At 70.1% G+C, this 26689-nt stretch carries 25 protein-coding genes and 2 pseudogenes; 12 read left to right on the forward strand and 15 right to left on the reverse strand.

Annotated elements, in window-relative coordinates:
• Positions 1 to 3: 3 nt before the first annotated feature.
• Complete coding sequence (locus GEV07_06240; protein MQA02329.1) at positions 4 to 651, reverse strand: DUF1707 domain-containing protein; 648 nt, start codon at positions 649 to 651, stop codon at positions 4 to 6.
• Positions 652 to 699: 48 nt separating this feature from the next.
• Between GEV07_06240 and GEV07_06245 the strand changes: the two genes are divergently transcribed.
• On the forward strand, positions 700 to 1503 hold the full coding sequence (locus GEV07_06245) for a maleylpyruvate isomerase family mycothiol-dependent enzyme (GenBank protein MQA02330.1): 804 nt from the start codon (positions 700 to 702) through the stop codon (positions 1501 to 1503).
• A gap of 12 nt (positions 1504 to 1515) precedes the next feature.
• On the opposite strand, the gene GEV07_06250 is transcribed toward GEV07_06245, so the two are convergent.
• A complete protein-coding gene (locus GEV07_06250; protein MQA02331.1) occupies positions 1516 to 2184 on the reverse strand; it encodes a deaminase in 669 nt (222 codons plus the stop codon).
• 68 nt (positions 2185 to 2252) lie between these two features.
• On the opposite strand from GEV07_06250, the gene GEV07_06255 reads away from it, so the two are divergent.
• Complete coding sequence (locus tag GEV07_06255) at positions 2253 to 3647, forward strand: aspartate ammonia-lyase (GenBank protein ID MQA02332.1); 1395 nt, start codon at positions 2253 to 2255, stop codon at positions 3645 to 3647.
• 61 nt (positions 3648 to 3708) lie between these two features.
• Here the strand turns inward: GEV07_06255 and GEV07_06260 are convergent, their stop codons facing one another.
• From GEV07_06260 to GEV07_06295, 8 genes are all read right to left on the reverse strand, one after another.
• Positions 3709 to 5130 (reverse strand): hypothetical protein, encoded by a 1422-nt coding sequence (locus GEV07_06260; GenBank protein ID MQA02333.1) that lies wholly within the window; start codon positions 5128 to 5130, stop codon positions 3709 to 3711.
• Between the two features lie 377 nt (positions 5131 to 5507).
• Complete coding sequence (locus GEV07_06265) at positions 5508 to 6839, reverse strand: PhoH family protein (GenBank protein ID MQA02334.1); 1332 nt, start codon at positions 6837 to 6839, stop codon at positions 5508 to 5510.
• 243 nt (positions 6840 to 7082) lie between these two features.
• Positions 7083 to 7847, reverse strand: a complete 765-nt coding sequence (locus tag GEV07_06270) for an isoprenyl transferase (GenBank protein ID MQA02335.1) — start codon at positions 7845 to 7847, stop codon at positions 7083 to 7085.
• A 97-nt stretch (positions 7848 to 7944) separates the two neighbouring features.
• Complete coding sequence (locus GEV07_06275) at positions 7945 to 9750, reverse strand: phosphoenolpyruvate carboxykinase (GTP) (GenBank protein ID MQA02336.1); 1806 nt, start codon at positions 9748 to 9750, stop codon at positions 7945 to 7947.
• A 231-nt stretch (positions 9751 to 9981) separates the two neighbouring features.
• The gene (locus tag GEV07_06280) at positions 9982 to 10602 is read right to left on the reverse strand and encodes a hypothetical protein (GenBank protein MQA02337.1); all 621 of its coding nucleotides are present in this window, start codon (positions 10600 to 10602) and stop codon (positions 9982 to 9984) included.
• Between the two features lie 54 nt (positions 10603 to 10656).
• Positions 10657 to 11199, reverse strand: a complete 543-nt coding sequence (locus GEV07_06285) for a hypothetical protein (GenBank protein MQA02338.1) — start codon at positions 11197 to 11199, stop codon at positions 10657 to 10659.
• A gap of 43 nt (positions 11200 to 11242) precedes the next feature.
• Positions 11243 to 13243 carry a DUF255 domain-containing protein gene (locus GEV07_06290; protein MQA02339.1) on the reverse strand — a complete coding sequence of 667 codons (2001 nt, stop codon included), beginning with the start codon at positions 13241 to 13243 and terminating at the stop codon, positions 11243 to 11245.
• Between the two features lie 158 nt (positions 13244 to 13401).
• Positions 13402 to 13722, reverse strand: coding sequence for a DoxX family protein (locus tag GEV07_06295; protein MQA02340.1), 321 nt, complete (start codon positions 13720 to 13722; stop codon positions 13402 to 13404).
• Here GEV07_06295 and GEV07_06300 point away from each other — a divergent pair.
• A pseudogene (locus GEV07_06300) lies at positions 13526 to 13830 on the forward strand (hypothetical protein). The gene GEV07_06295 and the pseudogene GEV07_06300 sit on opposite strands and share 197 nt — an antisense overlap.
• Positions 13831 to 13866: 36 nt before the next feature.
• Positions 13867 to 14325 carry a DUF1772 domain-containing protein gene (locus GEV07_06305; protein MQA02341.1) on the forward strand — a complete coding sequence of 153 codons (459 nt, stop codon included), beginning with the start codon at positions 13867 to 13869 and terminating at the stop codon, positions 14323 to 14325.
• Here the strand turns inward: GEV07_06305 and GEV07_06310 are convergent.
• From GEV07_06310 to GEV07_06320, 3 genes are read right to left on the reverse strand one after another with little or no spacing between them, the layout of a single operon-like run.
• Positions 14322 to 14738, reverse strand: a complete 417-nt coding sequence (locus tag GEV07_06310; protein ID MQA02342.1) for an MmcQ/YjbR family DNA-binding protein — start codon at positions 14736 to 14738, stop codon at positions 14322 to 14324. The genes GEV07_06305 and GEV07_06310 overlap by 4 nt on opposite strands.
• Before the next feature lie 17 nt (positions 14739 to 14755).
• The gene (locus GEV07_06315) at positions 14756 to 15403 is read right to left on the reverse strand and encodes a response regulator (protein ID MQA02343.1); all 648 of its coding nucleotides are present in this window, start codon (positions 15401 to 15403) and stop codon (positions 14756 to 14758) included.
• On the reverse strand, positions 15400 to 16479 hold the full coding sequence (locus tag GEV07_06320; protein MQA02344.1) for a histidine kinase: 1080 nt from the start codon (positions 16477 to 16479) through the stop codon (positions 15400 to 15402). The genes GEV07_06315 and GEV07_06320 overlap by 4 nt, the downstream gene beginning before the upstream one ends.
• Positions 16480 to 16741: 262 nt before the next feature.
• Here GEV07_06320 and GEV07_06325 point away from each other — a divergent pair, with 262 nt between their 5' ends.
• Both GEV07_06325 and GEV07_06330 read left to right on the forward strand, forming a co-directional pair.
• Positions 16742 to 18190, forward strand: a complete 1449-nt coding sequence (locus GEV07_06325) for a serine hydrolase (protein MQA02345.1) — start codon at positions 16742 to 16744, stop codon at positions 18188 to 18190.
• Between the two features lie 151 nt (positions 18191 to 18341).
• Positions 18342 to 19376: a hypothetical protein gene (locus GEV07_06330; protein ID MQA02346.1), complete on the forward strand. Its 1035-nt coding sequence runs from the start codon at positions 18342 to 18344 to the stop codon at positions 19374 to 19376.
• Positions 19377 to 19531: 155 nt separating this feature from the next.
• Here GEV07_06330 and mca read toward each other — a convergent pair whose 3' ends face one another.
• Positions 19532 to 20494: a mycothiol conjugate amidase Mca gene (gene mca / locus GEV07_06335; protein MQA02347.1), complete on the reverse strand. Its 963-nt coding sequence runs from the start codon at positions 20492 to 20494 to the stop codon at positions 19532 to 19534.
• 225 nt (positions 20495 to 20719) lie between these two features.
• Here mca and greA point away from each other — a divergent pair, with 225 nt between their 5' ends.
• On the forward strand, positions 20720 to 21205 hold the full coding sequence (greA, locus tag GEV07_06340; protein MQA02348.1) for a transcription elongation factor GreA: 486 nt from the start codon (positions 20720 to 20722) through the stop codon (positions 21203 to 21205).
• 60 nt (positions 21206 to 21265) lie between these two features.
• On the opposite strand, the gene GEV07_06345 is transcribed toward greA, so the two are convergent.
• A complete protein-coding gene (locus GEV07_06345) occupies positions 21266 to 21733 on the reverse strand; it encodes an AsnC family transcriptional regulator (GenBank protein ID MQA02349.1) in 468 nt (155 codons plus the stop codon).
• Positions 21734 to 21894: 161 nt separating this feature from the next.
• Between GEV07_06345 and hppD the strand changes: the two genes are divergently transcribed.
• The 5 genes and pseudogenes from hppD to GEV07_06370 all read left to right on the forward strand — a co-directional run bounded on the left by hppD (position 21895) and on the right by GEV07_06370 (position 26686).
• Entirely contained in the window at positions 21895 to 23061 is a 1167-nt protein-coding gene (gene hppD / locus GEV07_06350) for a 4-hydroxyphenylpyruvate dioxygenase (protein ID MQA02350.1), read from the forward strand.
• A gap of 102 nt (positions 23062 to 23163) precedes the next feature.
• Positions 23164 to 24135 carry a hypothetical protein gene (locus GEV07_06355; GenBank protein MQA02351.1) on the forward strand — a complete coding sequence of 324 codons (972 nt, stop codon included), beginning with the start codon at positions 23164 to 23166 and terminating at the stop codon, positions 24133 to 24135.
• Between the two features lie 397 nt (positions 24136 to 24532).
• Positions 24533 to 24937, forward strand: coding sequence for a hypothetical protein (locus GEV07_06360; protein MQA02352.1), 405 nt, complete (start codon positions 24533 to 24535; stop codon positions 24935 to 24937).
• A gap of 72 nt (positions 24938 to 25009) precedes the next feature.
• A pseudogene (locus GEV07_06365) lies at positions 25010 to 25763 on the forward strand (TSUP family transporter).
• A gap of 62 nt (positions 25764 to 25825) precedes the next feature.
• Complete coding sequence (locus GEV07_06370) at positions 25826 to 26686, forward strand: SMP-30/gluconolactonase/LRE family protein (GenBank protein ID MQA02353.1); 861 nt, start codon at positions 25826 to 25828, stop codon at positions 26684 to 26686.
• Positions 26687 to 26689 lie beyond the last annotated feature (3 nt).

Raw genomic sequence — 26689 nt, forward strand, 5'->3', positions numbered from 1 at the left:
GGCTCAGCCGACGGTGCGGACGGTGATCTGCCCTACGCCGCGGGCGCGGACGACCAGGTGGAAGCGCGGGTTGCGGTCGGTCTTGCGCGTCCGTATCTTGCGCAGGCCGACCAGGCCGCCGCAGTGCACGCTCACCCGCACCGAGCGTGGCACCAGCATCCGCACCGCGCCGCCGAGGCACAGCGCCGAGACGACGGTGGAGTTCGCGGCGAACATGGCGTCGGTGAAGTCGAGGGTGACCGTGCCGCCGACAGCGCTCGTCGCCAGCTCGGCCGGCACCACCCAGCGGCCGGTACGGTCACGGCGGCCGAACGCCACGCCGACCATGCGGTCGTCGAGATCCGGCAGGCCGGCGGCCGCCGGCCCGTTCGGCAGGTCGTGGAGCAGGTCGGCCAGCTCACCGAGCGTCCGCGCGGCATACGCGGCTTTTATCCGCTCGTCGTGCTCCTCAGTGCACAGCCGCCCCTCGGCGGCCGCGGTGGTCAGGACGTCGACGACGCCCTCCCGGTCGGCGTCGGACGCACGCAGGTCTCGGGGGCGGGTTCCGGCACGTTGGTCCACAGCGAAACGATACGCCGAGCGCAGCGCGCCTACGACGCGTAGGACTTCGGTGACGCCGACCGGGATGAAGCCGACAATACGGTGCGTCAGCGGAAGCCGCTTACCGTCCCGTTACCCGGTCGCTGGCAGACTGCCTCCATGAGTTCCCTCAGTGAGCACAGGTCACCGAACCTGTCCCATGTGACGGGGTACATCGAATCGCTGCTTTACGAAGGCCAGCTCTTGCTGCTCGCGGCCGAGCGAGTAGGTCTCGACAACCCGGTGCCTACCTGCCCCAACTGGCGGATGCGCGACCTCCTGCAACACCTCGGTGGCGTACACCGCTGGGCGACGACGCACGTCGCCGGCCGGCGCACGAGAATGCTCCCGGAGAACGAGGAGCCGGCCATCATGAAGACGTGGCCGCACGACCCGGCCGACCAGGACGGCCTGCTCGGCTGGGTCAAGGACGGCTACACGTCCCTCGTCCACGCCCTCCGCAACGCCGACCCCGAGCTGGAGTGTTGGCGGTTCCTGCCGGCCGCCTCCGGCACCTCGTTCTGGGCGCGGCGGCAGGCCCACGAGACGGCGATCCACCGCGCGGACGCGGAGGCGGCGGTCGGGTTGATCACGCCGTTCGGGTCCGGCCACGCCGCCGACGGCATCGACGAGCTGCTGCGCGGCTTCTTCGGCCGCTCCGCCTCGAAGCTGCAGTCGAACGCCGTGCACACCATGGCCCTGGTGCCGACCGACGCGGAGACCGGCTGGCACTTGACCATCGGCCCGCAACGACTCGACGTGACCGACCCGAACTTCGCCACCGCCGGCTGCACGGTCCGCGCGACCACGTCGGACCTCTACCTGCTGCTGTGGAACCGGATCGGCTGGGAGTACCTGGACGTACAGGGCGACCAGACGGCGCTGCACTTCTGGCGGGAGCACGCCACCGTCGAGTGGAGCTGACCGCGCAGGACGTCAGCCGGCACGGCGGTAGTGCAGCACGACCACGCCGTCGAGCTGCTCGGTGGCGACGAGGGTGAAGTGCCGCGGGCGGCCCGTCGCGCCCGCGAACCGCGGCGCCGCAGGGTCGCCGACCAGCAGCGGCGCGATCGCCAGCCGCAGCTCGTCGACCAGGTCCGCGGCGAGGAACGCGGCCTGCACCTGGCTGCCGCCCTCCACGAGCAGCCGCCGTATCCCGCGGCCGGCGAGGTCGGCCAGCACGGCCGCTGGCGACGGCTCGGCCATACCGACGACCTCGGCGAGCCCGCCGAGCTCTGCCCGCAACTCCGCCACCGCCGGGCCGGTGCCGTACACCAGCTTGGCCGCCTCGCCGACGGTGAAGAACCGCGCCGTGGGCGCGAGCCCACCGCCGCCGGTCAGCGTGACCTTCGCCGGGTCACCCGGCTCGCCGCGCGCCACCCTGGCGGCCCGCCGCGCCGCGGACCGCAGCACCAGCCGCGGGTCGTCCGCACGGACGGTGCCCGCGCCCACCAGGATCGCGTCGCAGCCGGCACGCAGCTCGTCGACCTCGTCGAGGTCGGCGGCGTTCGACAGCACCAGCCGGGTGTCGCTCGTGTCGTCGATGCAGCCGTCGACCGACATCGCGACGGACAGCACGACGTGCGGACGTGGGGACCCGGTCACGAGCGGAGTGTCCCATGTCACCGCGACCCACGGTTGCCCGGTTACCACACTCGACTAACCTCACCTGCATGAGCGAGCAGCAGGAATACCGCGTCGAACACGACTCGATGGGCGAAGTGCGAGTGCCGGTGCACGCGAAGTGGCGCGCACAGACCCAGCGGGCCGTGGAGAACTTTCCCATCTCCGGCCAGCGGATCGAGAGCGCGAACATCGAGGCACTCGCGCGGATCAAGGCGGCTGCCGCGAAGGTGAACGCCGAGCTCGGCGTCATCGACGACGACATCGCAGGCGCGATCCGCGCCGCCGCCGACGAGGTCGCGACCGGCAGCTACGACGAGCACTTCCCGATCGACGTGTTCCAGACCGGGTCAGGCACCTCGAGCAACATGAACACCAACGAGGTCATCGCGACGCTGGCCACCGAGCAGCTCGGCCGCGACGTCCACCCGAACGACCACGTGAACGCGTCGCAGTCGTCCAACGACACGTATCCGTCGTCCATCCACATCGCCGCCACCAGCGCGGTGACCCACGACCTGCTCCCGGCGCTCGACCACCTGGCCGGCTCGCTGGAGCGCAAGGCCGAGGAGTTCGCCGAGGTGGTGAAGTCCGGCCGCACGCACCTGATGGACGCCACGCCGGTGACGCTCGGCCAGGAGTTCGGCGGCTACGCCGCCCAGGTGCGCTACGCGGCGGAGCGGCTGAACGCGTCCCTGCCCAGGCTGGCCGAGCTGCCGCTCGGCGGCACCGCCGTAGGCACCGGCATCAACACCCCGCCCGGCTTCTCCGCGAAGGTGATCGCGGAGATCGCCGACGTCACCGGGCTGCCGCTGACCGAGGCGCGCAACCACTTCGAGGCGCAGGGCTCCCGCGACGGCCTGGTCGAGACCAGCGGCCAGCTGCGCACCTACGCCACCAGCCTGTACAAGATCGCCAACGACATCCGCTGGATGGGCTCCGGGCCACGTACCGGCCTCGGCGAGCTCGCCATCCCCGACCTGCAGCCGGGGTCTTCGATCATGCCGGGCAAGGTCAACCCGGTGATCTGCGAGTCGGTGCGCCAGGTCTGCGCGCAGGTGGTCGGCAACGACGCGACCATTGCGTTCTCCGGCACGCAGGGCGACTTCGAGCTCAACGTGATGCTCCCTGTGATGGCCAGGAACCTGCTGGAGTCGATCCGGTTGCTGGCGAACGCGTCCAACCTGCTCGCCGACCGCTGCGTCGACGGGCTGGAGGCGAACGTCGAGCGCTGCCGCGAGTACGCCGAGTCGTCGCCGTCCATCGTGACCCCGCTGAACCGTTACGTCGGCTACGAGAACGCGGCGAAGATCGTCAAGCAGTCGATGGCCGAGCGGAAGACCATCCGCGAGGTCGTGCTCGAGTCCGGCTACGTCGAGCAGGGCGCGCTCACCCACGAGCAGCTCGACCAGGGGCTCGACGTGCTGCGCATGACGCACCCCTGACACCGCACGCAGCCACATACAACCGCCTTGGGCGGCCGCAGGGGCTAGATCTGCTTACTCGCTACCGGTCGCGCAGCCACCGGTAGCGGGTGTCGCGCGCGGCGTCGACCTGCCGGCGGTCGGTGGACCGCGCCGGTGTGACGGCCAGCCGCCGCCCGGGCGGCGAGCCACCCGGCTGGGTGCGCGCCCACGCCCGTACCTCGGGAGCCCGGTGGAACGCCTCCACCGGTGGCACCGGATGCCCGGCCGCCCGCGCCACGTCGGCGAGCTCGGTGTACTGCCCGAGCGCGTTGACCGCCGTCGGCGTCGGCGTGCCGGCCGCGGACGCGAGCTCGTACCGGTGCGACTGCTGCTGCAGCTCGCGCACGATCGCGGGGTTGCTCCAGCCGAGCAGCCGACGATCCACGTCGTCGGCGCAGCCACGGGCGGCCGCGACCAGATGCGGTGCGGTGTCCTCGGACAACCGCGCGAACGACGCCGCCACCAACCGCGCCGCGACGTCCGGCCGCGGCTCCCTGGCCGCCTCCGCCAGCCACCCGCCGGCCTGGTCCGCCCACAGCGCCGTGTGCCTGTCCCCCGCACGGACGGCCTGGCCGACCAACGCACCCAACCGCTGCCGCGCGTTCGCGAGGTCACCCGCGTCCACCGCGGCGACCCGCCAGCCCTCGGCCGGCTCACGCTGCCACACCAGCCGCACGCGGAGCAGCTCCGCGCTTCGCTGTGGCTCGCCCGAGTGCCGCGGGCGTCCCGTTGCCGGCACGGTGAGCAGGCTCGCCGACTCCCGTCGCGACGACCGGTCGGCGGGCTCGGGCAGCGGCTGCCGCGCCTGCTGCCGGCCGGCACGCCGCTTCCAGGCCACCCGCGCCACCACCGCAAGCAGCGCCGGCACGGCCACCGCGGGCAACACCGCCGCCGGGTTGCGGGAGATCGCGTCCACGCTCTCCACCCCGAGGTACGACAGGCCGCCGGTGATCCCACCCGCGCCGAGGTACCGCATACCGGCCTGCCACCAGCGCCGCTTGGTCACGGTGCTGGACGCGACACCGGCACCGACCAGACCAGCCCCGCCGGCGACGATCCCCCACACCGGATGCGACGCGCCGAGCGCGTACGACAGCACGGGCACGGCGGCGCCGAGCCCGGCGGACAGGATGGACGCGAGCGCCGCTGTGACATGCGACCTGGACCTGCCATGGCCGTGCCCGTGGCCGTGCCCATGACCGTGGCCGTGGCCGTGTTCCTTGACCCGGTTCTCGTCGCCGACCGAGAGGTACTCGCCGACCGCGTGCGCCGCGGGGTTCGACAGTGCACCCACGATGCCGGCGAGCACAGCCGCCGTCGGACCGGACGCCGCCGCGGTAGCCGTGACCAGCATGGTGTTGCTGACCAACCCCTCGATCGCACCGAAGGTGCTGGCCCTGATCCACTCGGACGCCCGCCGCAGCAACGCACGCAGGTAACCCGCCGATGCCGTCTCAACCACACCGCAAGCTTAAATGAAAACGAATTTCATGTGTGTTTGCGGCATCAGCCCGTTAGTCCGCCCGCGCGATGGGCTTGGTCTTGCAGCCCCGTTCGTCCTGCTCGTTGTTCCGGACGAGGCAGGTCTCGGTCTTCAGCCGCTTCGACGACCAGCGCCAGGGACCTTGCCCCAACGGGGCAGTCTCACAGTCCTGGTCACTTCCGGCGGACTCCCCGCGGAGCAGGATGTTCGGCCCCACCGAGCACGGCCCGGTGCTTGCCTACCTTCGCTTCGTCGACCCGGTAGGGCAGGTCGCCCTTCTCCTTCGTCAGGATGCGATGTTTCGAGAAGATCAAGACACCGGCGCCATTGTGGGTAGACGCCGCTACTCGATCGGGTCAGGTGCCGATGGCGGGGCCGTCCTCGAGTAGCTCGGTCACGAGTGCTGCGATCGGTGAGCGCTCGCTCCTGGTCAGCGTGATGTGCGCGAAGAGCGGGTGGCCCTTCAGCTTCTCCACCACGGCGACCACGCCGTCGTGGCGGCCGACGCGGAGGTTGTCGCGCTGCTGGATGTCGTGGGTGAGCACCACCCGCGAGCCCGAGCCGACCCGGGAGAGCACGGTCAGCAGCACGCCTCGCTCCAGCGACTGCGCCTCGTCCACGATGACGAAGCAGTCGTGCAGCGACCGGCCCCTGATGTGCGTCAGCGGGAGCACCTCGAGCATGCCGCGGTCGACGACCTCCTCGATGACGTCGCTGGACGTGACGGCGGACAGCGTGTCGAAGACCGCCTGCGCCCACGGCGACATCTTCTCCGACTCGCCGCCTGGCAGGTAGCCGAGCTCCTGGCCACCGACCGCGTAGACCGGGCGGAACACCACGACCTTGCGGTGCTGCCCACGTTCGAGGACGGCGTCCAAGCCGGCGCACAGCGCCAACGCGGACTTGCCCGTACCCGCGCGGCCGCCGAGCGAGATGATGCCGACGTCCGGGTCGAGTAGCAGGTCGAGTGCCACCCGCTGCTCCGCGCTGCGGCCGTGGATGCCGAACACGTCACGGTCCCCGCGGACCAGCTGCACCTGCTTGTCCTGCGTCACCCGGCCGAGCGCGCTGCCGCGCTCGGACATCAGGATCAGCCCGGTGTGGCAGGGCAGCTCGAGAGCCTCCTCCAGATCGGCGGTGCCGTCGGCGTAGAGCTGGTCGATGACCGACGACCCGACATCCACCTCGGCCATGCCCGTCCAACCGGACTCGAGCACCAGCTCGGCGCGGTACTCCTCGGCGGCCAGCCCGACCGACGACGCCTTCACCCGAAGCGGCAGGTCCTTGCTGACCAGCGTGACGTCGCTGCCGCTCGCCGCGAGGCTGCGCGCGACGCTGAGGATCCTGGTGTCGTTGTCACCGAGCCGGAAGCCGGCGGGCAGCACGCTCGAGTCGGTGTGGTTGAGCTCCACCCGTACGGTGCCGCCGGTGTCGTTGAGCGACAGCGCCTGGTCGAGCCTGCCGTGGCGCAGCCGCAGGTCGTCCAGCAGGCGCAGCGCCTGCCGGGCGAAGTAGCCGAGTTCGGGATGGCTGCGTTTGCCCTCCAGCTCGCTGATCACGACGAGAGGGAGCACGACCTCGTGCTCGGCGAAACGGTGGATCGCCATCGGGTCGGCCAGGAGAACACTCGTGTCGAGAACGTAGGTGCGCCGCTGCGCGGCTGCACGGCGATGGTTGGTCGTCGCCACACGCACTCCCCCGGGCGCCTACCGGCGCCACTACTCGTAGGACCGGGACCGGACCCGCGCGGGGCGGGATGTCCGGCCCCTCCCTTGCAGCAGCATCAGCAAGAGTGCGGGCCTCCCGAACGGAAGGCCGGTCGCCTTCCGTCGAGATCGACGCTATCGCCCCGCTCGCCCAGGTGGCACCCGACACGCCCGGGCACGTTGCCCGCACCGACGCTCGGTGACGTCCGGGGACGCGAGCGGCAGCTACTTGCCGAAGCGGCGTTCGCGCTGGCCATAGGCGCGCAACGCGCGGAGGAAGTCGACCTTGCGGAACGCCGGCCAGTACCCCTCGTAGAAGTAGAACTCGCTGTAGACGCTCTGCCAGAGCAGGAACCCGCCGAGCCGCTGCTCCCCCGAGGTACGGATCACCAGGTCGGGGTCCGGCTGGCCGCGGGTGTAGAGGTGCTCGGCGATGTGCTCGACGTCGAGCGTCTCCGCCAGCTCCTCCAGCGAGGTGCCGCGGGTCGCGTGCTCCTGCATCAGTGACCGCACCGCGTGGGTGATCTCCTGCCGGCCGCCATAGCCGATCGCGACGTTCACGGTGAGGTCGGTGAAGTCCCTCGTGCGGTCGGCCAGCTCCTTCAGCAACCGCGCCATGGAGTCCGGCAGCAGGTCGAGCGCGCCCATCGGGTGCACCCGCCACCTGCCCACCCCGGCGATCGAGTTGACCACGTCCTCCACGATGCCGAAGAGGGTCTGCAACTCGTCCTGCGACCGCTTGCCGACGTTCTCCGTGGACAGCAACCACACGGTCACGACCTCGACGCCGACCTCCTCGCACCAGCCGACAAGGTCCTCGATCTTGTCCGCGCCCTTGCGGTGGCCGAAGCTGGACGACTCGCCGTACGCCTTCGCCCAGCGGCGATTGCCGTCGACGATCACCCCGACGTGCCGAGGCACTCGTTCCGGCGTGAGCTGACGTTCGAGCCTTCGCTCGTACAAGCGGTACAGAACGTCGCTTACTGCCATGCGCCTTCTCCCCTAACGGCCACCACCACCGAAGGTTACTCGCTGTCGCGGTGGTGCTCCACGGCCGCGGCGACAGCCACGGCCGTGGATTGACGCGTCAGGCCTCCAGACGGTTGACGAGCGCGTCGTACTCCGCCCGCAGCTCGGCCGGCAGGTGGTCGCCGAAGGTCGCGAAGTGGTCGGGGATACGCGCCGCCTCGCTACGCCAGACGTCCCGGTCCACGCTCAGCAGCTCGGCGAGCACCGCCTCGTCCACGTCCAGCCCGGACACGTCGAGGGCACCGGGTGCCGGCACCCGCCCGATCGGGGTGTCCACAGCCGCGGTGCGGTCGTCGATGCGCTCGATGATCCACTTCACCACCCGGCTGTTCTCGCCGAAACCGGGCCACAGCATCGACCCGTCCGTGCCCTTCCTGAACCAGTTCACGAAGAAGATCCGCGGCAGCTTGGTCTGGTCGGCGCTCGCGCCGAGCCGCAGCCAGTGGCCGAAGTAGTCGCCCATGTTGTAGCCGCAGAACGGCAGCATGGCGAACGGGTCGTAGCGCAGCTCGCCTGCGGTGCCCTCCGCCGCCGCCGTACGTTCCGACCCGACGTTCGCACCGAGGAAGACGCCGTGCTGCCAGGAGAACGCCTCCGTCACCAGCGGCACGGCACTGGCCCGGCGGCCACCGAACAGGAACGCGGAGATCGGCACCCCGGCGGGGTCCTCCCACTCCGGCGCGATGCTCGGGCACTGGCCTGCGGGCACGGTGAATCTGGAGTTCGGGTGCGCGGCCGGCTTGTCGCTGTCCGGCGTCCAGTCCTCACCCCTCCAGTCGATCAGGTGGGCGGGCGGCTCGTCGGTCATGCCCTCCCACCAGACGTCGCCATCGTCGGTCAACCCGACGTTGGTGAAGATGCAGTCACGCGTCAGCGTCGCCATCGCGTTGGGGTTGGTGTCCGTGCTCGTGCCCGGCGCGACGCCGAAGAACCCGTACTCCGGGTTGATCGCGTACAGCCTGCCGTCGTCGCCGAAGCGCAGCCACGCGATGTCGTCGCCGACCGTCTCCACCTTCCAGTCGGGGATGGTCGGCACCAGCATGGCCAGGTTCGTCTTGCCGCAGGCGGACGGGAACGCCGCCGCGATGTAGCGCGGGTCGCCGCCCGGCGGCGTGACCTTGAGGATCAGCATGTGCTCGGCGAGCCAGCCCTCGTCGCGCGCCATCACGCTGGCGATCCGCAGCGCATAGCACTTCTTGCCGAGCAGCGCGTTGCCGCCGTAGCCCGACCCGTACGACCAGATCTCCCTGGTCTCGGGGAACTGCGAGATGTACTTCGTGTCGTTGCACGGCCAGGGGACGTCGTCCTCGCCCGGCTCGAGCGGCGCACCGACGGAGTGCACGGCCCGCACGAAGAAGCCGTCGTCACCGAGCTCGTCGAGCACGGCGCGGCCCATCCGCGTCATGATCCGCATGGAGAGCGCGACGTACGCGGAGTCGGTGATCTCCACGCCCAGCGCGGACAGCCGGGAGCCGAGCGGCCCCATGCAGAACGGCACGACGTACATCGTGCGCCCGCGCATGCAGCCGGAGAACAGTTCCTTGAACGTCGACCGCATCTCCTGCGGGTCGACCCAGTTGTTGGTTGGCCCCGCGTCCTCGGCCTTCTCCGAGCAGATGAACGTACGCGACTCGACCCTGGCGACGTCGCTCGGCTCGGAACGGGCAAGGAAACTGCCGGGGCGCTTCACCGGGTCGAGCCGGATCAGCGTGCCGCGCTCGACCAGATCGGCGGTGAGCCGCTGCCACTCGGCGTCCGACCCGTCACACCACTCGATGCGGTCGGGAACGGTCAACTCGGCGATCTCGCGTACCCAGTCGAGCAGCCCGCGGTGTCTGGTAGGAGCCTGTTCCAACCCTGCGATGTCGGTCACGACGTCCTCCTCAAACGGCCGCGGAATGCCGAAAACGGCAGACGGAGCGGAGTACCGCGACCGGCCCGCTCGTCCTTTCAGGGGATGGGACGGATGGTACGCCACCTATCGCCGACGTCCAGTGTCTCTGCGAACGAGACGGTGGTGACCTCTCTCACGTGCGTTCAACAATCGCCCTTGAGCAGGGCAGACGCAACCCGTGAGGAACCTCGCTTCGTGACCCTACTGTTGCGGCCAGCCGCCGTAGCCCTGTTGTCCGCCCCACTGTCCCGGGTTGCCCTGCGGGTACGGCGGCGGCTGCTGGTAGCCGGGCGGCGGGTACGCCTGCTGCATCGCGGGATCGTAGTAACCCTGTGGCTGCTGCGGGGTCGACTTGAGCTCGGCCGCGCGCAGCATCGCCACGGCCACGAGCAACGGGATCACCGTGAGCGCTATCTCCGGCAGCTCCTGGAAGAACGCCTCCGCCTTGTCCCCACCGGACGGGCCGGTGCTGTACTCGGACGTCGACTCGTAGAACAGGCCGGCGAACAACGTGAGGATGCCGAAGAGGACCAGCAGGCCGGCCTCGATGATCACGATGAGCAGGATGGCCTTCGCCCGCCGGATCACGTCGGGCAGCAACGTCACCAACACCACCGCCGCGGTGAGCAGCGCGGCCACCTCGAGCCCGACGAAGCTGCTCGTGCCGTAGTACGCGTTGTAGAGGAACCAGCTGTCCTCGTCCGTGGCGGCGCCCGACGGGTTGAGCAGGCCCCACATCCCCGTCACGAACGCCAGGAACACCACGCTGACGAGCACCCACGCGACCGGCTCGCGCAGTGGTTTGACCGTGTCTTTAATCATCGTCCCCCCAAGGTGAGGCCATGGCCCGGTCACCCTACTGCGGGACGACGGCGGTTACGAAGCAGATCCCTCCGGCGCGCCCGGACCCTTCGCGCGCACCTGCTCGACGTGCTGCAGCGCCTCGCGCAGTTCGACCAGCCAGCTGTCGCTGTGCTGCCCGACCAGCCGCACGCACCAGGCCAGCGCCTCCGACCTGGACCTGGCGACACCCGAGTCGACGAGTGTGTCGAGCACCAGCCGCTCCGGTTGGCGCAGCCTGGTCATCACCGGGCTGGACAGCGAGGTGAAGACCTCCCGCGTCTCACCGCACACCGCACCCCACGCGACCTTCCGCTCCGAGGCGCGTTCCAGCTCGCGGGCGATCCTTATCCGCTGGTCCCTGGTGTCCTCGCGGAACTGCTTGATCTTGCCCTGTTCGGCCGCCGTCCGCTCGGCGTCCGTGCTGTCGTCGCCGACCCGTGGCGGCGGCAGTGCGCCGACCACCGTGACCTCGTCGCGGTCGACGACGATCTCCGGTGGCTCGGTGAACCATTCCTCCGGCAGCCGGCCGGCAAACCAGCCGCGCAGCCGCTCCTTCTCGCTCCTGTGCTCGCTCATGTAATCATGATTACGCTATTACATGCTGCCGGCAAGGCCTCTCTTACCCGGACGCGGACGCGACGGTCAGCGCGGCCGCCAGCTGGCCGGCGTCGGTGACCGGCCGGTCGCAGACGAAGCCACGGCAGACGTACGCGGCTGCCTGGCCGTCCACCAGCCCGCGCTGGGCCAGCAGCGGCACCTGCTCGCCCTCGCCAGGCGCCCCGACCGCGCGCACCGCGCCCGGGCGCACCGACGACAGCGAGACGGCCTGCAGCTGCTGCGTCGCCGGGTCGTCGGCGGCACCCACGACGGCGATCTCGACCGGGCCGTCGAGCAGCGCCTCCGCGACCGCTAGCCCCCAGCCGGCGAACCTGGGCGCGCGCGACGCCAGCTGGCCGTACAACCCGAGCGCACCTGCGGCCGCCTCGCGGTGCCGGCTCGACCCGGTCAGCGCCGCGTACGACAGCAGCGCACCGGCCGCCGCCGACCAGCCGGACGGCGTCGCGCCGTCGGTGGGGTCGCGCGGCCGTACGACGAGCTGCTCGCCGTCGTCCGGGGTGTCGTGGAAACCGCCGCTGTCGGCGGCGAACCTGGTCAGCACCGTCTCGAGCAGCTCGCCGGCGAGCTGCACGTGCGCGGTGTCGCCGGTCACGCCGTACAGGGCGAGCAGCCCCTCGGCGACGTCGGCGTAGTCCTCGAGCACGCCCGCGTTGTCGCCGACGACGCCGTCCCTGGACGTACGGCGCAGCCGGCCGTCCACGACATGGACGTCACGTAGCAGCTGCACGGCGGACTCCGCGGCCGCGACGTACGCCGGCTGGTCGAGCAGCGCGCCGGCCTCGGCGAGCGCCGCCACCGCGAGCCCGTTCCACGCCGCGACCACCTTGTCGTCCCTGGCCGGCTGCGGCCGTTCGGCACGCAGCGCGCGCAGCCGGTCGGTGACCGCGGCGAACCGCCGCTCGTCGTCGGGGTCGCGCCGCAGCTGCAGGGTGGAGGCGCCCGCCTCGAACGTGCCCTGCTCGGTGACCCCGAACAGCTCGGCCGCCCACCGGCCGTCCTCCTCGCCGAGCGCGTCGCGCAGCTGCTGCGGCGTCCACACGTAGGTGGCGCCCTCGACGCCGTCGGTGTCCGCGTCCAGCGCGGACGCGAAACCACCCTCCGCGGTACCCAGCCGCGAGAGCATGAAGTCGGCCGTCTGCGCGGCCACCCGGCGGGCCAGCGGCGACCCGGTGGCGCGCCACCAGTGCAGGTACGCGCGGAGCAGCAGCGCGTTGTCGTAGAGCATCTTCTCGAAGTGCGGGACGACCCAGTCGGTGTCCACCGAGTACCGCGCGAAGCCGCCCTCCAGCTGGTCGTACATGCCGCCCCTGGCCATCGCCTCGCAGGTACCCGTGACCAGGTCGAGCGCAGCGGCCGAGCCGGTCCGCACGTGGCTGCGGAGCAGGAACTCCAGCACCATGGACGGCGGGAACTTCGGGGCGCCGCCGAAGCCGCCGCGCGCCTCGTCGTACTCGCGATGCAGTACGTCGACGGCGGCGTCGAGCTGCTCCGCGGTGACCGGTGCCGTCGGTGCCGCGATCTCCTTGCCGGCGAGCGCGGCGACCACCTGCGCACCCTGGTCGACGACGGCGTCGCGCTTCTCCTGCCACGCGCGCACGACGCCGGTGATCAGCGCGTGGAACTGCGGGCGCGGGAAGTAGGTGCCGCAGTAGAATGGCGCGGCGTCCGGCGTGAGGAACGCCGTCATCGGCCAACCACCGCGGCCGGTCATCGCCTGGGTGGCCTCCATGTAGACGGCGTCGACGTCCGGCCGCTCCTCCCTGTCGACCTTGATGCAGACGAACTCCTCGTTCATCCGCTGCGCGGTCTCCGGGTCCTCGAACGACTCGTGCGCCATCACGTGGCACCAGTGGCATGCCGCGTAGCCGACGCTGAGCAGCACGGGCACGTCCCTGCGCCGCGCCTCCTCGAACGCGCCAGGACCCCACGGCCACCAGTCGACCGGGTTGTCCTTGTGCTGCAACAGGTACGGACTGGTCGCGTCAGCAAGACGGTTGGGCATACCTCCAGCGTGTCACGCCGCCGCCTGGTCGGCGGCGAGGGCCGTCGAGCACCGTGACACCGAGCACCCGGCACTCCAGCGCTGCCCCAACCTTGGGACTCGGCGTACTCGACATTGGGCCCGAGCAGGTCGATGTAATCCCAGACTCCACCTACCTCTCATGCGAAGTAGGCCAAGGCACCGAGAGCGCGCAGCCCGAAGACGAGCGGCGCGGCGATCTTGCCGAAGGCACGTCGGTAGACGTGCAGGGTGAGCGCGCATGCGAAGAACACGACCAAGCCGATGGCGGCCAGCAACCCGATCGTTCCAGCGCCGGCCAGGCCGATACCGAGGCCGACAGCAGCGACAGCCTTCGGTATGCCGGTCAGTGTCACGAAGGTTGGCGAGAGCCCCAGGCTGCGTGCATTGGCCAGCACGAAATCCGCGGTTCCGGTGACGGCCGTCTGCTGGATCCTGCCGATGATCGGCGCGATGGTCACCCACGTCCGGCACGGCTCACCCAAGTTCGTGACGGTGAACTTGGTTATCTTGCTATAGCAACGTTCATCGCATGGGGCCGCTTCGGACCGGAGTCGTTCACCGGCTGACTGCGATGGGGAATGTCTATCGATCGGAGGACCGGCATGAACGTCGGTCAGGTCGTCACCGTGCTGGCCCTCGTCGTCGCGGGGTTCACGGCCTGCGCCGAGTTCGGCTCGTACGCGTTCGTCCACCCGGTGATCCGCCGGCTGCCATTCGAACACCACGTCGCCGTCGAGCAGGGGCTGGTACGGACGTTCGGCCGGTTCATGCCGGTGGCGATGCCGGCCTCGTTCGCCCTGCTCGTCGCCTGGAGTGTGGTCGGGCAGAGCAATCCGTGGCTCGAGGTCGCGGCGCTCGTCCTGTGGGGCGCGGGTCTCGTCACGACGATCGTGGTGAACGTAGCGATCAACCGGCAGACCGCACGGCTGGACGTGGCCACCGTCGACGCCGAGCAGTGGCGTGCGGCGCGGGCCAGGTGGGAGCTGTTCCAGGCGTTCCGGTCATGGGCGTTCCTGCTGTCTTTCGTCATCGTCTGCGTCGCAACCGGCGCCGCCGGCTAGCCGCCTCCCGGCCTGGCCACCTGTTCCGCGAGCCGTGCGGGCGCCTGGATGCAGTACGAGTCGGTCAGCAGCTCGGCCAGCTCGTCCCAGTCGGTGGCGTCGTCGAGCAGCAGGCCGACGACGTTGTGGCCCCACTCCGTCTTGAAGTACGGCGGCCCCAGCTGCTGGAACGCCATGACCTCGTCGGACGCGGCGCGGAAGGTGATCCGGTAGAGCTGGTCCTCGCCGCCGAAGACGTGCGCCACCGTCGCCTGGCCGACGCGCCAGCGCACGCCGACCCAGGCGTCCTCGAACACGCACTCGGGGAAGGCCTCGAGCACCGCGCCGAGCCGACGCACCCACTCCTCGGGAACCTCGGGTCGCTCGCCCACGGCAGCAGTCTCCCCCACCCCACCGACACCGACGCGCCCCATCCTCGAGGAGCACGAGCTCAGCGTTCTGCTGCATCGTGAACGAGCAGCGCCGCCTGGACTCGGTTGGTGAGACCGAGCTTGGCCAGCGAGCGACTCACGTGTGCTTTCACGGTTGCCTCCCGCATCGAAAGCGCGCGACCGATCTCCGCGTTGGACAGTCCCTTCGCGACAGCCTGCAGCACCTCGTGTTTCCGGTCGATGAGTACGGCGAGGCGTTCGCGCGCGGCGTCGGCCTGGTACGGCCTGCGGTCGGCGCACGAGTCGATGAGCCGCTTGGTGACGGTGGGCGCGAGCATGGCGTTGCCCTCGACCACGGTCCGGACCGCCGTGACCAGGTCGCGCGGCGGCGTGTCCTTCAGCAGGAACCCGGCCGCGCCCAGGCGCAGCGCCTCGTGTACGTACTCGTCGAGGTCGAAGGTGGTCAGCATGACGACCCTCGCCGGTACCTCCGAGCCGGTGATCTTCGCCGCGGCGGCAAGGCCGTCCATTCCCGGCATGCGCACGTCCATGAGCACTACGCCCGGAGATGTCCGCAGCACTGCCGCGACGGCGTCCTCACCGTTGGCGGCCTCGGCCACGACGGAGATGTCGCTGGCCGACTCCAGGATCGTCCGCAGCCCGGCGCGCACGAGCGGCTCATAGACGACGACGACCACTCGAATCATGACGTGCTCTCCGGCTCCGGTACGGGCAACCGCGCATGGACGGTAAAGCCGTCGTCCGCGTCCCGTCCGGCGTCGAGTGTCCCGCCGAGCAGCCGCGCACGTTCCCGCAGTCCGACCAACCCGAGGCCACTGCCAGGCGGCGAGGAGACGGGGCGGACAGGTCGCTCGTTGTGCACGGTCACCTCGACATGGTCCCGCGAGTACTGCCGCGCCACCCTGGTCGGCACGCCGCCCGCGTGTTTGCCCACGTTCGTCAGGGCCTCCTGCACGATCCGGTATGCGGTGTGGTCGACAGCGGCCGGCAACGGCCGTATGTCGCCGCTGTCGGTACGACCGACGCCGACGCCGGCGGCGCGAGACCGGTCGAGCAGCTCGTCGAGGTCGTCGAGGGTCTGCTGTGGTTCCCGCTCCTGGTCAGTCCCGGACGGCGAGCGCAGCACACCGAGGACGTGCCGAAGGTCCGCCAGTGCCTCCCTCCCGGCGCTGCGAATGACGGTCGCCTTCTCCGCAGTGCTCTCATCCGGCGCGGACACCGCAAGCGCCCCTGCCTGCAGAACGACCAGCGACACCTTGTGCGCAACGACATCGTGCATCTCGCGCGCGATACGCGCGCGCTCCTCCGCCCGGGCCTGCTCGTATCGGCTTTCTCGCTCGCGCTCCAGGTGCATGGCACGTTCGCGGAGCCCGGCGACCAGCTGGCGTCGCATCCGCACCCATAGTCCTACGAGGAACGGCAGCCCGATCAGTAGTGCCGTGACCAGACCTGCGGACACGTACGGCTGCCCGGAGATCGCGGCGGTAACGAACAGTGGGATCGTGACGACCGCAGTCGTGCCGACGACGTATCGAAGGCGCTCGACTCGCCCGACCGGCAGGGTAGCCGCGTAGTACGAGGCGACGAACACGGCCGGCCACATCGCGAACAACAGCCAGACCGCCACCGCCACAGCGACCAGCGGCCACAATCGTAGGCGTGCTGTCGCCGCAACTACCCCGGACGCGGCCGCGGGTACGACGACGAGCCAATCGGGCAGCTGCCATACCGACTGGACGTCGGTCACGGACTGCACCGTCATGAACCCGTCGACCACGACCAGGGACAGCAGCAACACCGACAGACCAAGCACCCACGGAGCAGCTGCGTCGGCTACGCGCCCTGCTCTCGTCAGCACCCGGCGGCCGGTCGAAGGCGGCACCGAGGAATCTTCCACGGCCACCAGCGTAGGTCGCCCGCCCGGAGCCGACGCTCATACTTAAGTAGCAGCGCCGGATCGCCGGTCGGTCGATGTCGCTTCCCGCGAGCGGCGGCATGTTGGGTGACATGCACACCAGCCAGTCATTGCGATCCCTGCTGACGGCGGTTGCCGTCAGCGCCCTGCTGCCGGCGACCTCGGCCCCGAGCGCACCGTCGAGAAGTACGTCCAGGACACCGTCGAGTCTGGGGTGCCAGGGATCGCCGTCGCCGTGCTCGAAGGCGACGAGATCCTGCACACCGCAGCCGCAGGGACCAATGGCCGCGGCGGAGAACTGACGACGGGCACGCCGATGCGCATCGAGTCGCTGTCCAAGTCGTTCACGTCGCTGGCCGTGATGCAGCTCGTCGAGCGTGGCAGCGTCGATCTCGACGAGCCCGTCAGGCGATACCTGCCGGAGTTCGAGCTGTACGATGCTCGCCAGGACCGGGTCACCGTGCGTCAGCTACTGAACCAGACGTCCGGTATGGCGGACGAGGCCGCACCCGACCTCTACGAGGCGGACACGACCACCCTCGCCGAGTCGGTCGCCAGGCTGCGCACCGCACATCTGGTGTCCGCCCCGGGAGCCCAGTCCCACTACCACAATCCGAACTACGCGGTGGCCGCCCGTCTCGTCGAGAAGGTCAGCGGGCAACCCTTCGCCGACTACCTCGACAAGAAGGTGTTCGAGCCGGTCGGCATGCACTCGACCTTCGACACCCAGACCGCGGACCAGCGCGTTCCCGGCATGGCCGCCGGCCACACCATGGCCTACGACCGACCGTTCGAGAGCGACGGCATCGACTACTTCGCCGAAGGCTCGGGCGGTGTGGTGAGCACAGCGGACGACCTGGCCCGCTGGCTGGTGACGCAGAGCTCCCGGGGACGCACATCCACCGGCGACCAGCTGGTCTCGCCGGAGGGCATCGCCGAGATGCACCGCCCGCAGCCGAACGCCGATGGCTACGGCCTCGGCTGGTACCACGCCGAGTCGGCCGAGGGCCCACCGGTACGGACCTCCCACACCGGCTCAGGCGCGAGCTTCGGGGCCTACCAGGGTCTGTTCACCAAGTCCGGGTACGGAGTCGCCGTCCTCGTCAACCACGGGGCCGGGTTGACCGCCGCGGACCCGGGCGTGCTCGGCCAGAACCTGCTGTCCGAGCTCGATCCCGATATCCCGCCCCTGTCGGGCAGCGGCCACGGGCTGCGCAACGACCTCATCCTCACCGCGCTCGTGCTTCTCACCCTCGCCCTGGGCGTACGCGGGGTCGTACGTGCACGCCGCCGGGCGCAGCGGCGCGTCAACCGGTCGCGACTCGGCACCGCAGCTCGACTGCTGCCGCTGCTGCTGGTCGTTGCGGCCGTGCTGAGCGTGCCGACCCTGCAGCTCATGGCGACCGGTCGGACGGCACCGTACTCGTTGCTCTTCTACGTGATGCCGGTCGCAGTGGTCTGGCTGCTCCTCGCCGGACTGGCCGCGAGCTCGGTGCTCGCCCTCCGGTCGTTGCACTACGTCCGCGCTCGCCGGGCGACATCGGACAACAAACCGTGACCAACTCGCTCGTATCCGTATGCACCGGGTCTCGGACCGACAACGCGCCCGCCACGCTTCGCGTTGAACCGGATGGCGCGTGTGATCCACGTCGCCAAACCACGTACCATGCGGTACTGCTGGCCGTGCGGGAGAAGGCGAAGGAACATACATGGCAGACGGTCCTGGCCGTCCGACAACCCCCGCAGGTGGCGTCGGCCCCAGAATCGCAGCGTGTGCCCTCATCGTGGGGGTCGGTGTGCTCGTCGCCCTCCTGCTGATCCCAGGTGTCGGGAACCGCGCCAGCGCAGGTGACCGGGACGAACCCGGCGCCACGCCGACGCCGGTCGACTCCAAGTCGCTGCACGACTTCGGTGACCGGCTGCCCGCCAAGGACCGCACCGCCCGGCTCGCGGACATCGAGGAAGTACGCATCCCGGTCGACGGCGTGACGCGCAAGGCGCTGGTCTACATCCCGTCCGGGGTCAGCAAGAACGCACCGGCGTTCGTCGCCGTACACGGGTACACAAGCAGCGCGCAGGCGCTGGTCAGGCGGACGAGCTACGTCGACCTCGCCGAGCGCAACGGCTGGATCCTGGCGATGCCGCAGGGCCGGAAGTACGCCAACGGTCAGCACGCCTGGAACGCCGGCACCTGCTGCGGCGGGGCGCCGTCCGCCGAAACCGACGACGTGAAGTTCATCGACGCCCTCGCGAAGGAGCTGGTGGACGACTACGGCGCCGACCGGGACCGGCTCTTCTACCACGGCTACTCGAACGGAGCGATGCTCGGCTACAAGGTCGCGTGCCGCCCGCAGCAGCCGTTCCGCGCCTTCGCGTTCCTCTCCGGCACCCTGGTCAGCCCGTGCACGCAGAGCTCGGGCGCGCCCATCCTCGCCATCCACGGCCTGCGCGACGGCACCGTGCCGTACGTCGGCAGCCGATGGCGGGTGGGACTGCAGACCAAGCTGCCGCCGGTGCTCGACTCGGCCAACACCGCGGCCGTGCTCAACGGCTGCCGATCGCCGCTGGACAGCAGCTCACCGCGGGATCGGCAGGTGCGGGTGCTCGAGGCCGACTGCCCGTCGGAGTCCCCGGTCGAGCTGGTCACGGTGTCGAATATGACCCACCAGTGGACCGAGGACGGCGACCGCTACGGCCTCAACGAGACCCGCTACTCCACGAAGTGGCTGCTCGCGCACTCCTGACGCGCGCTACTCGCCGCGGTCGACGTCGATCTTGCGCAGGTGCTTGATCATCGACCTGGCCAGCAGGAACACCGCGAGGCCGAGGAACGCGAACAGCGCGAAGCCGAGCAGTCCCGGCGTCACCGCCCACTTGGAGATCAACACGCCCGCGAAGGTCAGGTACATGGCGCCTCGATCCGGTCGCGCACCCCCGCGAAGAGGTCGGCCTCGGGGAGCTCGACCTCGACGTGCGAACGTGCCAGGTGGTAGTCGTCCGTGGGCCAGGCTACCTGCTGGACGTCGAGCGGCACGGCGAACCAGTGCCCGTTCGGGTCGACCTGGGTGGCGTGCGCGAGCAGCGCCCGGTCGCGTATCTCCAGGTAGTCGGCACAGTCGACGTTGGTGGTCACCGGCACCACCTTGCGGTCGTCGTGCTCCCACTGCGCCAGCCGCTCGCCGTACGGCGACTCCAGCCCGCGCCGCTCCATCTCCGCGTGCAGCGCCGCGAACCGGTCGTAGTGGAACGAGACGTTGTAGTAGAGCTTCTGCGGCTGCCAGGGCTCGCCCGCGTCCGGGTAGCGCTGCGGGTCGCCGGCGGCCTCGAACGCCTCCACCGAGACCCGGTGGCACATGATGTGGTCCGGGTGCGGGTAGCCGCCGTTCTCGTCGTACGTGGTGATCACGTGCGGCTTGAACTGCCTGATCAGCCGCACCAACGGCTCGGCCGCCACCTCGATGGGCTGCAGTGCGAAGCAGCCGTCGGGCAGTGGCGGCAGCGGGTCGCCCTCGGGCAGGCCGGAGTCGACGAACCCCAGCCAGACGTGGTCGACGCCGAGCGCCTCGATGGCCCGCGCCATCTCCTCCCTGCGCACCTTCGGCAGGTCGGCAAGCAGCTGCGGGTCTTCCTGCAATGCGGGATTGAGCACGTCTCCCCGTTCACCACCGGTGCAGGTGGCGACGACGACCTCGGCGCCCTCGGCGAGGTACATGGCGAGACTCGGCGCACCCTTGCTGGACTCGTCGTCCGGGTGCGCGTGCACAGCCAACAATCGCAGGCCCGCAGACGGGCCTGGCCGGCCGTCGGGGCCAGTGACAACACGGGGCACGAAACGTAGCCCTCCCAATTCGCTTGGACGCATGGCAGACTTACACGTCACAATTGTCGCTGAACCCGAGCTTCGACCGAGCGGAGACCCGCTGACCGTGAGCAGCACACGACCGCAGGCCACCGGAGACGCTACGCGTCGCCGGGTGGTGGCTGTGGGCTGCCTGGTGGACGGTCGCACTTCGTCGCGCTGGCGCTGAGCCGCGCGGGTCGCTCGAGTTTTCTTTCCCGTATTCCCCTGTATCCGAGGAGTGCTGTCGTGACCCATAACAGCGTCAACTGGCTCACCCAAGAGGCTTACGACCGCCTCAAGGAGGAGCTTGACCACCTGACCGGACCTGGTCGCACGGAACTCGCGAAGAAGATCGAAGAGGCCCGCGCCGAAGGTGACCTGCGCGAGAACGGCGGTTACCACGCCGCCAAGGAAGAGCAGGGCAAGGCAGAGGGGCGGATCAGGCAGCTCCAGGACATGCTGCGCAACGCCGAGGTCGGACAGAAGCCGGCGGACAGCGGCGTGGTCGAGCCAGGGATGCAGGTCACGGTGCAGTTCCCCGACGGCGACGAGATGTCGTTCCTACTCGGCTCCCGGGAGGTGGCCGCGGACGGCATCGAGGCGTACTCCGTGCAGTCGCCGCTCGGTTCGGCCATCAACGGCAAGAAGATCGGCGACAAGGCCGCCTACACCCTGCCGAACGGCAGCGAGATGGCCGTCACCGTGACGGAGGCCAAGCCCTTCGCGGCCTGACCCGCGTACGCAGAGTTGCACGCTGCATGGTGCCCGGTCGTCGACCGGGCACCACCCGTGTCAGCCACCGACGCTGGTCCGTACGAGCGGCAGGACGCGGTACGGCACCGGCGTGGACATCGCGATCACCGTGGACATCCGGATGATGCCGGCGAAGCCGAGTACCTGGTCGATCACCTGCTGCAGGTCGCCGTTGCTGCGCGCGACGATGCGACAGAGCAGGTCGCCCGGCCCGGTGATGGTGTGCACCTCGAGCACCTCGGGTATCTCGGCGAGGTGCTCCGCGACCTCGTGCCCGCTGCCCTGCCTGATCTCCACCGTCGCGAACGCCGTGACGCCGTAGCCGATCGCCGCAGCGTCCACGTCCGGCCCGAAGCCGCGCACTATGCCGGTACGTTGCAGCCGGTCCAGCCTGGCCTGCACGGTGCCCCTGGCGACGCCGAGCCGGCGGGAGCACTCCAGCACCCCAAGCCGCGGCTCGTCCTCGAGCAGGCTGAGCAGGCGCGCGTCGAGCGCGTCGATCCCCATCGCACCGCCTCCCGGTGAGCATGCTGAACAGATCAGCGGCATAGTCGCCGTGCCCACTGTACATATTGACCAGTTGATTACGGCTGAGTTGAACACATCGCCAACCGGGGAGATCCTTCGTCCAAGGGCAGCTCTCCCCCGGACCGAGGAGGTCGGTAGCGATGGCGGACACCCAGCCGGTCGACCAGGTGAGTGACGTCGACGCCCTGGTCGGGGCCGTACCACACGACGAGCGGGAAGACCCGTTCCCGCTCAAGGGCATGGACGCGATCTGTTTCGCGGTCGGCAACGCCAGGCAGGCCGCGCACTACTACTCCAGCGCATTCGGCATGCGCTGCGTCGCTTACCGCGGGCCTGAGCAGGGCGACCGTGAGCATGCGTCGTACGTGCTCGAGTCCGGCAAGGCCAGGTTCGTGTTCACCGCGCCGGTGCGGGGCGGCACCGCACTGGGCGACCACCACCACAGGCACGGCGACGGGGTGGTCGACCTCGCACTGCAGGTGCCCGACGTGGAACAGGCGTACGCACACGCGGTCGCCGCGGGGGCGCGCGGTCTCGCCGAGCCCGAGGTGCGCGAGGACGAGCACGGCAAGGTCGTCGTCGCCGCGATCGGTACGTATGGCGAGACCAGGCACTCGTTGGTGGACCGGTCGAACTACAGCGGGCCTTACCTGCCCGGCTACGTGGCGACCGAGCCGATCGTGGCACCACCGGAGAAGCGCCTCTTCCAGGCCATCGACCACTGCGTCGGCAACGTCGAGCTCGGCAGGATGAACGAGTGGGTGGACTTCTACCACCGCGTCATGGGCTTCACGAACATGAAGGAGTTCGTCGGCGACGACATCTCCACCGAGTACTCCGCGCTGATGAGCAAGGTAGTCGCGAACGGCAACCGGCGGGTGAAGTTCCCGCTGAACGAGCCAGCGGTCGGCAAGAAGAAGAGCCAGATCGACGAGTACCTGGAGTTCTACGGCGGCGCCGGCTGCCAGCACATCGCGATCGCGACCAACGACATCGTCCGGTCGGTGCGCGAGATGCGTGCGCGGGGCGTACGGTTCCTGCGCACCCCGGACACGTACTACGAGGAGCTCGGCAACTGGATCGGCGAGACCCGGGTGCCGCTCGAGGTGCTGCGTGAGCTCGGCATCCTCGCCGACCGCGACGAGGACGGCTACCTGTTGCAGATCTTCACCCAACCGGTGCAGGACCGCCCCACGGTGTTCTTCGAGCTGATCGAGCGGCACGGCTCGATGGGGTTCGGCAAGGGCAACTTCAAGGCGTTGTTCCAGGCCATCGAGCGCGAGCAGGCCCGCCGCGGCAACCTGTGACCGCCCGCCGTTCGGGTCCCGGCCGCCACGTTCGGCCGGGACCAACCCCCCGTCCCCACCGGTTGTGCTGGACGCCGCCAGCCGATACGGCAGGATGGGCACATGCCAGACGAGCGCGCCCCAGAGGCCGCCCCGGACGACGCCCCGCCCCCGGCAGCGTCGCCGTCGGAGCAGACGCCGGCCCACGCCCCGACGCCACCCACCCCGCCGGCGGCAGCCGCATCGACGGCCGACCAGCCCCCGGAAGGCGCCACGCCCCCGGCGGCGCAGCAAGAGCCGACACCACCAGCCTCAGCACAGGCACCAGCATCGGAGCAGGCGCCAACGCCGCCCGCCCCGGCGGCGGAGCACGACCCGACACCCGCACCATCGCCGGCATCGGCGGCGGCCCAAGGCCCGACGCCGCCGGTGGCGGGGCCTGAGTCGGTGGCGCCGGCTGGTGAGCCGCCAGCGCCGCTGTTCGGTACCAGGGAGTCGGCGGCCGGCTTGCCGTATGCCACGAGCGCCGGCGCCGGGGGCTCGTACCAGCCCGGACTCGGCCCGCCGCCGGTTGATGCGCTCGCCCCTCCCGGGCGGCGGCTGGCCGCCCGGGTCATCGACACGGCGATCGTCGGGCTCGTGCTGTCGGTGCTGCAGACGGCGCTGTGGGTCGTCATCTTCCTGTACTCGCCGCGGCTGCGGCAGCTCGCGACCGACTACGTCAACGACCCCACCGGCGAGCTGCAGACCCAGCTGCAGCAGGCGATCACGCCGTGGGCGTGGCTGTCGGCGTTCGTCGTCCTCGCCGTGTGGTTCCTGTACGAGGTGCCGTTGACGGCGAAGCGCGGCCAGACCCTCGGCAAGATGGCGTTGGGCATAAGGGTCGTCGGCAGCTCCCAGACGGGACGCGTCGGCATGGGACCGGCCACCGCCAGGTGGGCCATCCTCGCGCTGCCCGGTCTCATCCTCGGCGTCTTCGGGCTGCCGATCCAGGCCATCGACTGCGGCTGGATGCTGACCGACAAGGTCGGCCGCCGCTGCCTGCACGACCGCCCGGCGAAGACCTACGTCATCGCGCGGACCGCCGTCGGCTGACCACCGCAGCCTCAGGTCGAGGCAAGCGATGCGATGTCGTCGAGGCTGATCGACGTGGCGACAGGGATGTCCGCTGCCGTCGGGTACGCCGCGGCCGCCCAGGAGCCACCCACCTCGCGGCCGTGCACGACGAGGTGGCAGCGGGGCGCTGAGGGCGGCTGTGGCATTGAGGTGACGCGCCCGATCATTCCTCGTCAGCACGACTCGTGCGGTCGACCGGCTACCGACGTCGCCCGGTGCCAGCCGACCGGCGACGAGGCACATCGCGGCAATGGCGACGACGCCGGGGCGGCTCCGGCCTCAGCGCGGTTCGGGTTCAGTTTGAACGACGTCACGGCGCATCGCGTAGTACCTCGTAAAGGCGCGGCGAGGAGCAGCCATGTGGAGACCTGCGTCGATGGTCGGCACGATACTGGCGACCGTGGTACTCGCGGCCGCATGCGGGGGTTCTGGCAACGGCTCGGATGGCGGCGGGAAGCTGAGGATCACGTCGCCAAGCGACGGCGCTTCCGTCGGCCAGCCATTCACGCTGAAGTTCGACGCGGGTGACATCGGCCCGCCGGACTCGGGTAAGAATCACGTGCACGTGTTCATCGACGGTGAAGAAGACGACTACACGGTCGTGACGAAGGGGTCCTTCGTGGTCAAGGGCCTGTCGAACGGCGACCACACGATCACGGTTACCAAACAGCGCGCTGACCACTCGCCCACCGGGGCGGAGGCCGAGATCGACGTCAATGTCACCGGCGGTGACAAACGGGATGACGACACCGATGACGACGGCGGTGGCTACGGCTACTGATGCGCAGACTTGGCCGGGTTGGTTCGAACGGCGCGAGCGGCAGTAGAGTCGGAGGGTGACGGGCATACCGGCGTGACGCCGTGGGAGATCGCCGCCGTCCTCGGAGCTGGAGCCGGCGCGGGTGCCATCAACACCGTGGTGGGCTCGGGGACACTAATCACGTTTCCGGTGCTGCTCGCCGTCGGGCTGCCAGCCTTGACCGCCACCGTGTCGAACGCGCTCGGCCTCATCCCCGGCAGCATCAGCGGCGCCATCGGGTACCGCAACGAGCTGGAGGGCCAGCGCCGTCGCCTGGTCACCCTGGCCACCGGCGCCGTACTCGGCGCACTCACCGGAGCGAGCCTGCTGCTCGCGTTGCCGGGCGGCGGCGTTCGAGATGATCGTGCCGGTGCTCGTCGGTATCGCCGTACTGCTCGTCGCGTTCCAACCCGTGATCAGCCGCGCGGTCCAACGTCGCCGCAAGGGCAGGGCGGAGGCCGGCCCGCTGCTGTGGACGAGCATCACGCTCGCCAGCGTCTACGGCGGTTACTTCACGGCAGCCGCCGGCATCATCTACATGTCCCTGATGGGCGTGCTGCTGGACGAGAGCGCGCAACGGCTAGTCGCGGCCAAGAACGTCCTCAACGTCGTCGTGAACATGGTGGCCGCGGTGTTCTTCCTGTTCGCCGCCGAGTTCGACTGGACGGCTGTGTTGCTGCTCGCGGCCGGGTCGGCGCTGGGTGGGCAGCTCGGCGCACGAGTGGGTCGGCGGCTGAGCCCGTCCGTCCTCCGCGCACTCGTGGTCGTCGTCGGGACCGTCGCCATCGTCCAACTGCTCCGACACTGACCTGTCGATCCTGACGGCTGCCGTTCGTGTAGAGGGTGAAGGACCTACCACGAGGAGGCATCATGACGGGCGAGATCCTGCTGACCGGCCTGAAGATCGGCGAGTCCGCACGCTGGCACGACGGCCGGCTGTGGCTGTCGAACTGGGGCACGCACCACGTGCTCGCGGTCGAACCCGACGGCACCACCGAGGTGACGGCCACGGTGCCCACCACCATCCCGTTCTCCTTCGACTGGCTGCCGAGCGGCGAGCTGCTCGTGGTGAGCGGTCCGGAAGGACGGCTGCTGCGCCAGCAGGCCGACGGGTCGCTGGTCGACCACGCCGACACGGCACAACTGGGCACCGGCCTGAACGAGATCGTCGTGGACGGCCGCGGCAACATCTACGTCAACGGCGGCAACGACTTCCATCCCGGCGAGGGCGAGGCACCTGGTTTCATCGCCCTCGTCACGCCGGGCGGGACGGTGCGGCGCGTGGCGGAGCGAATCGCCTTCCCCAACGGCATGGCCGTGACGCCCGACGGGACGACGCTGATCATCGCCGAGTCGTTCGCCGGTACGCTCACCGCGTTCGACATCGCCGGCGACGGCTCGCTGTCGAACCGGCGCGTCTGGGCACCGCTGCCTGGCGACGGCATCGTGCTCGACGCCGACGGCGCCCTCTGGACGCCCGGGTGGGACGAGCCCGGCCCCGCCTGCCTCCGTGTCGCCGAGGGCGGACAGGTTCTGCAGACGATCCCGCTCGACCGTGCCTGCTTCGCCTGCACGCTCGGCGGCGACGACGGCAGGACCCTGTTCATGCTCACCTCGGACTGGCACAACGACGACGGTTTCGAGGACAACATCGAACGCCTGCTGACCGGCCCGGAGACCGGCCAGGTCGTCACGGCACGTGCGCCGGCGCCGCACGCCGGGCACCCGTGAGTG

Source organism: Streptosporangiales bacterium, from assembly GCA_009379825.1.
GTDB lineage: Bacteria > Actinomycetota > Actinomycetes > Streptosporangiales > WHST01 > WHST01.

Excerpts from the sequence above, each read along its gene's own strand:
- GEV07_06245 (MQA02330.1), top strand. The coding sequence starts at position 700 with ATGAGTTCCCTCAGTGAGCACAGGTCACCGAACCTGTCCCATGTGACG.
- GEV07_06255 (MQA02332.1), top strand. The coding sequence starts at position 2,253 with ATGAGCGAGCAGCAGGAATACCGCGTCGAACACGACTCGATGGGCGAA.
- GEV07_06270 (MQA02335.1), bottom strand. The coding sequence starts at position 7,847 with ATGGCAGTAAGCGACGTTCTGTACCGCTTGTACGAGCGAAGGCTCGAA.
- GEV07_06280 (MQA02337.1), bottom strand. The coding sequence starts at position 10,602 with ATGATTAAAGACACGGTCAAACCACTGCGCGAGCCGGTCGCGTGGGTG.
- GEV07_06285 (MQA02338.1), bottom strand. The coding sequence starts at position 11,199 with ATGAGCGAGCACAGGAGCGAGAAGGAGCGGCTGCGCGGCTGGTTTGCC.
- GEV07_06290 (MQA02339.1), bottom strand. The coding sequence starts at position 13,243 with ATGCCCAACCGTCTTGCTGACGCGACCAGTCCGTACCTGTTGCAGCAC.
- GEV07_06305 (MQA02341.1), top strand. The coding sequence starts at position 13,867 with ATGAACGTCGGTCAGGTCGTCACCGTGCTGGCCCTCGTCGTCGCGGGG.
- GEV07_06310 (MQA02342.1), bottom strand. The coding sequence starts at position 14,738 with ATGGGGCGCGTCGGTGTCGGTGGGGTGGGGGAGACTGCTGCCGTGGGC.
- GEV07_06315 (MQA02343.1), bottom strand. The coding sequence starts at position 15,403 with ATGATTCGAGTGGTCGTCGTCGTCTATGAGCCGCTCGTGCGCGCCGGG.
- GEV07_06320 (MQA02344.1), bottom strand. The coding sequence starts at position 16,479 with ATGACGGTGCAGTCCGTGACCGACGTCCAGTCGGTATGGCAGCTGCCC.
- GEV07_06330 (MQA02346.1), top strand. The coding sequence starts at position 18,342 with ATGGCAGACGGTCCTGGCCGTCCGACAACCCCCGCAGGTGGCGTCGGC.
- mca (MQA02347.1), bottom strand. The coding sequence starts at position 20,494 with ATGCGTCCAAGCGAATTGGGAGGGCTACGTTTCGTGCCCCGTGTTGTC.
- GEV07_06345 (MQA02349.1), bottom strand. The coding sequence starts at position 21,733 with ATGGGGATCGACGCGCTCGACGCGCGCCTGCTCAGCCTGCTCGAGGAC.
- hppD (MQA02350.1), top strand. The coding sequence starts at position 21,895 with ATGGCGGACACCCAGCCGGTCGACCAGGTGAGTGACGTCGACGCCCTG.
- GEV07_06355 (MQA02351.1), top strand. The coding sequence starts at position 23,164 with ATGCCAGACGAGCGCGCCCCAGAGGCCGCCCCGGACGACGCCCCGCCC.
- GEV07_06360 (MQA02352.1), top strand. The coding sequence starts at position 24,533 with ATGGTCGGCACGATACTGGCGACCGTGGTACTCGCGGCCGCATGCGGG.
- GEV07_06370 (MQA02353.1), top strand. The coding sequence starts at position 25,826 with ATGACGGGCGAGATCCTGCTGACCGGCCTGAAGATCGGCGAGTCCGCA.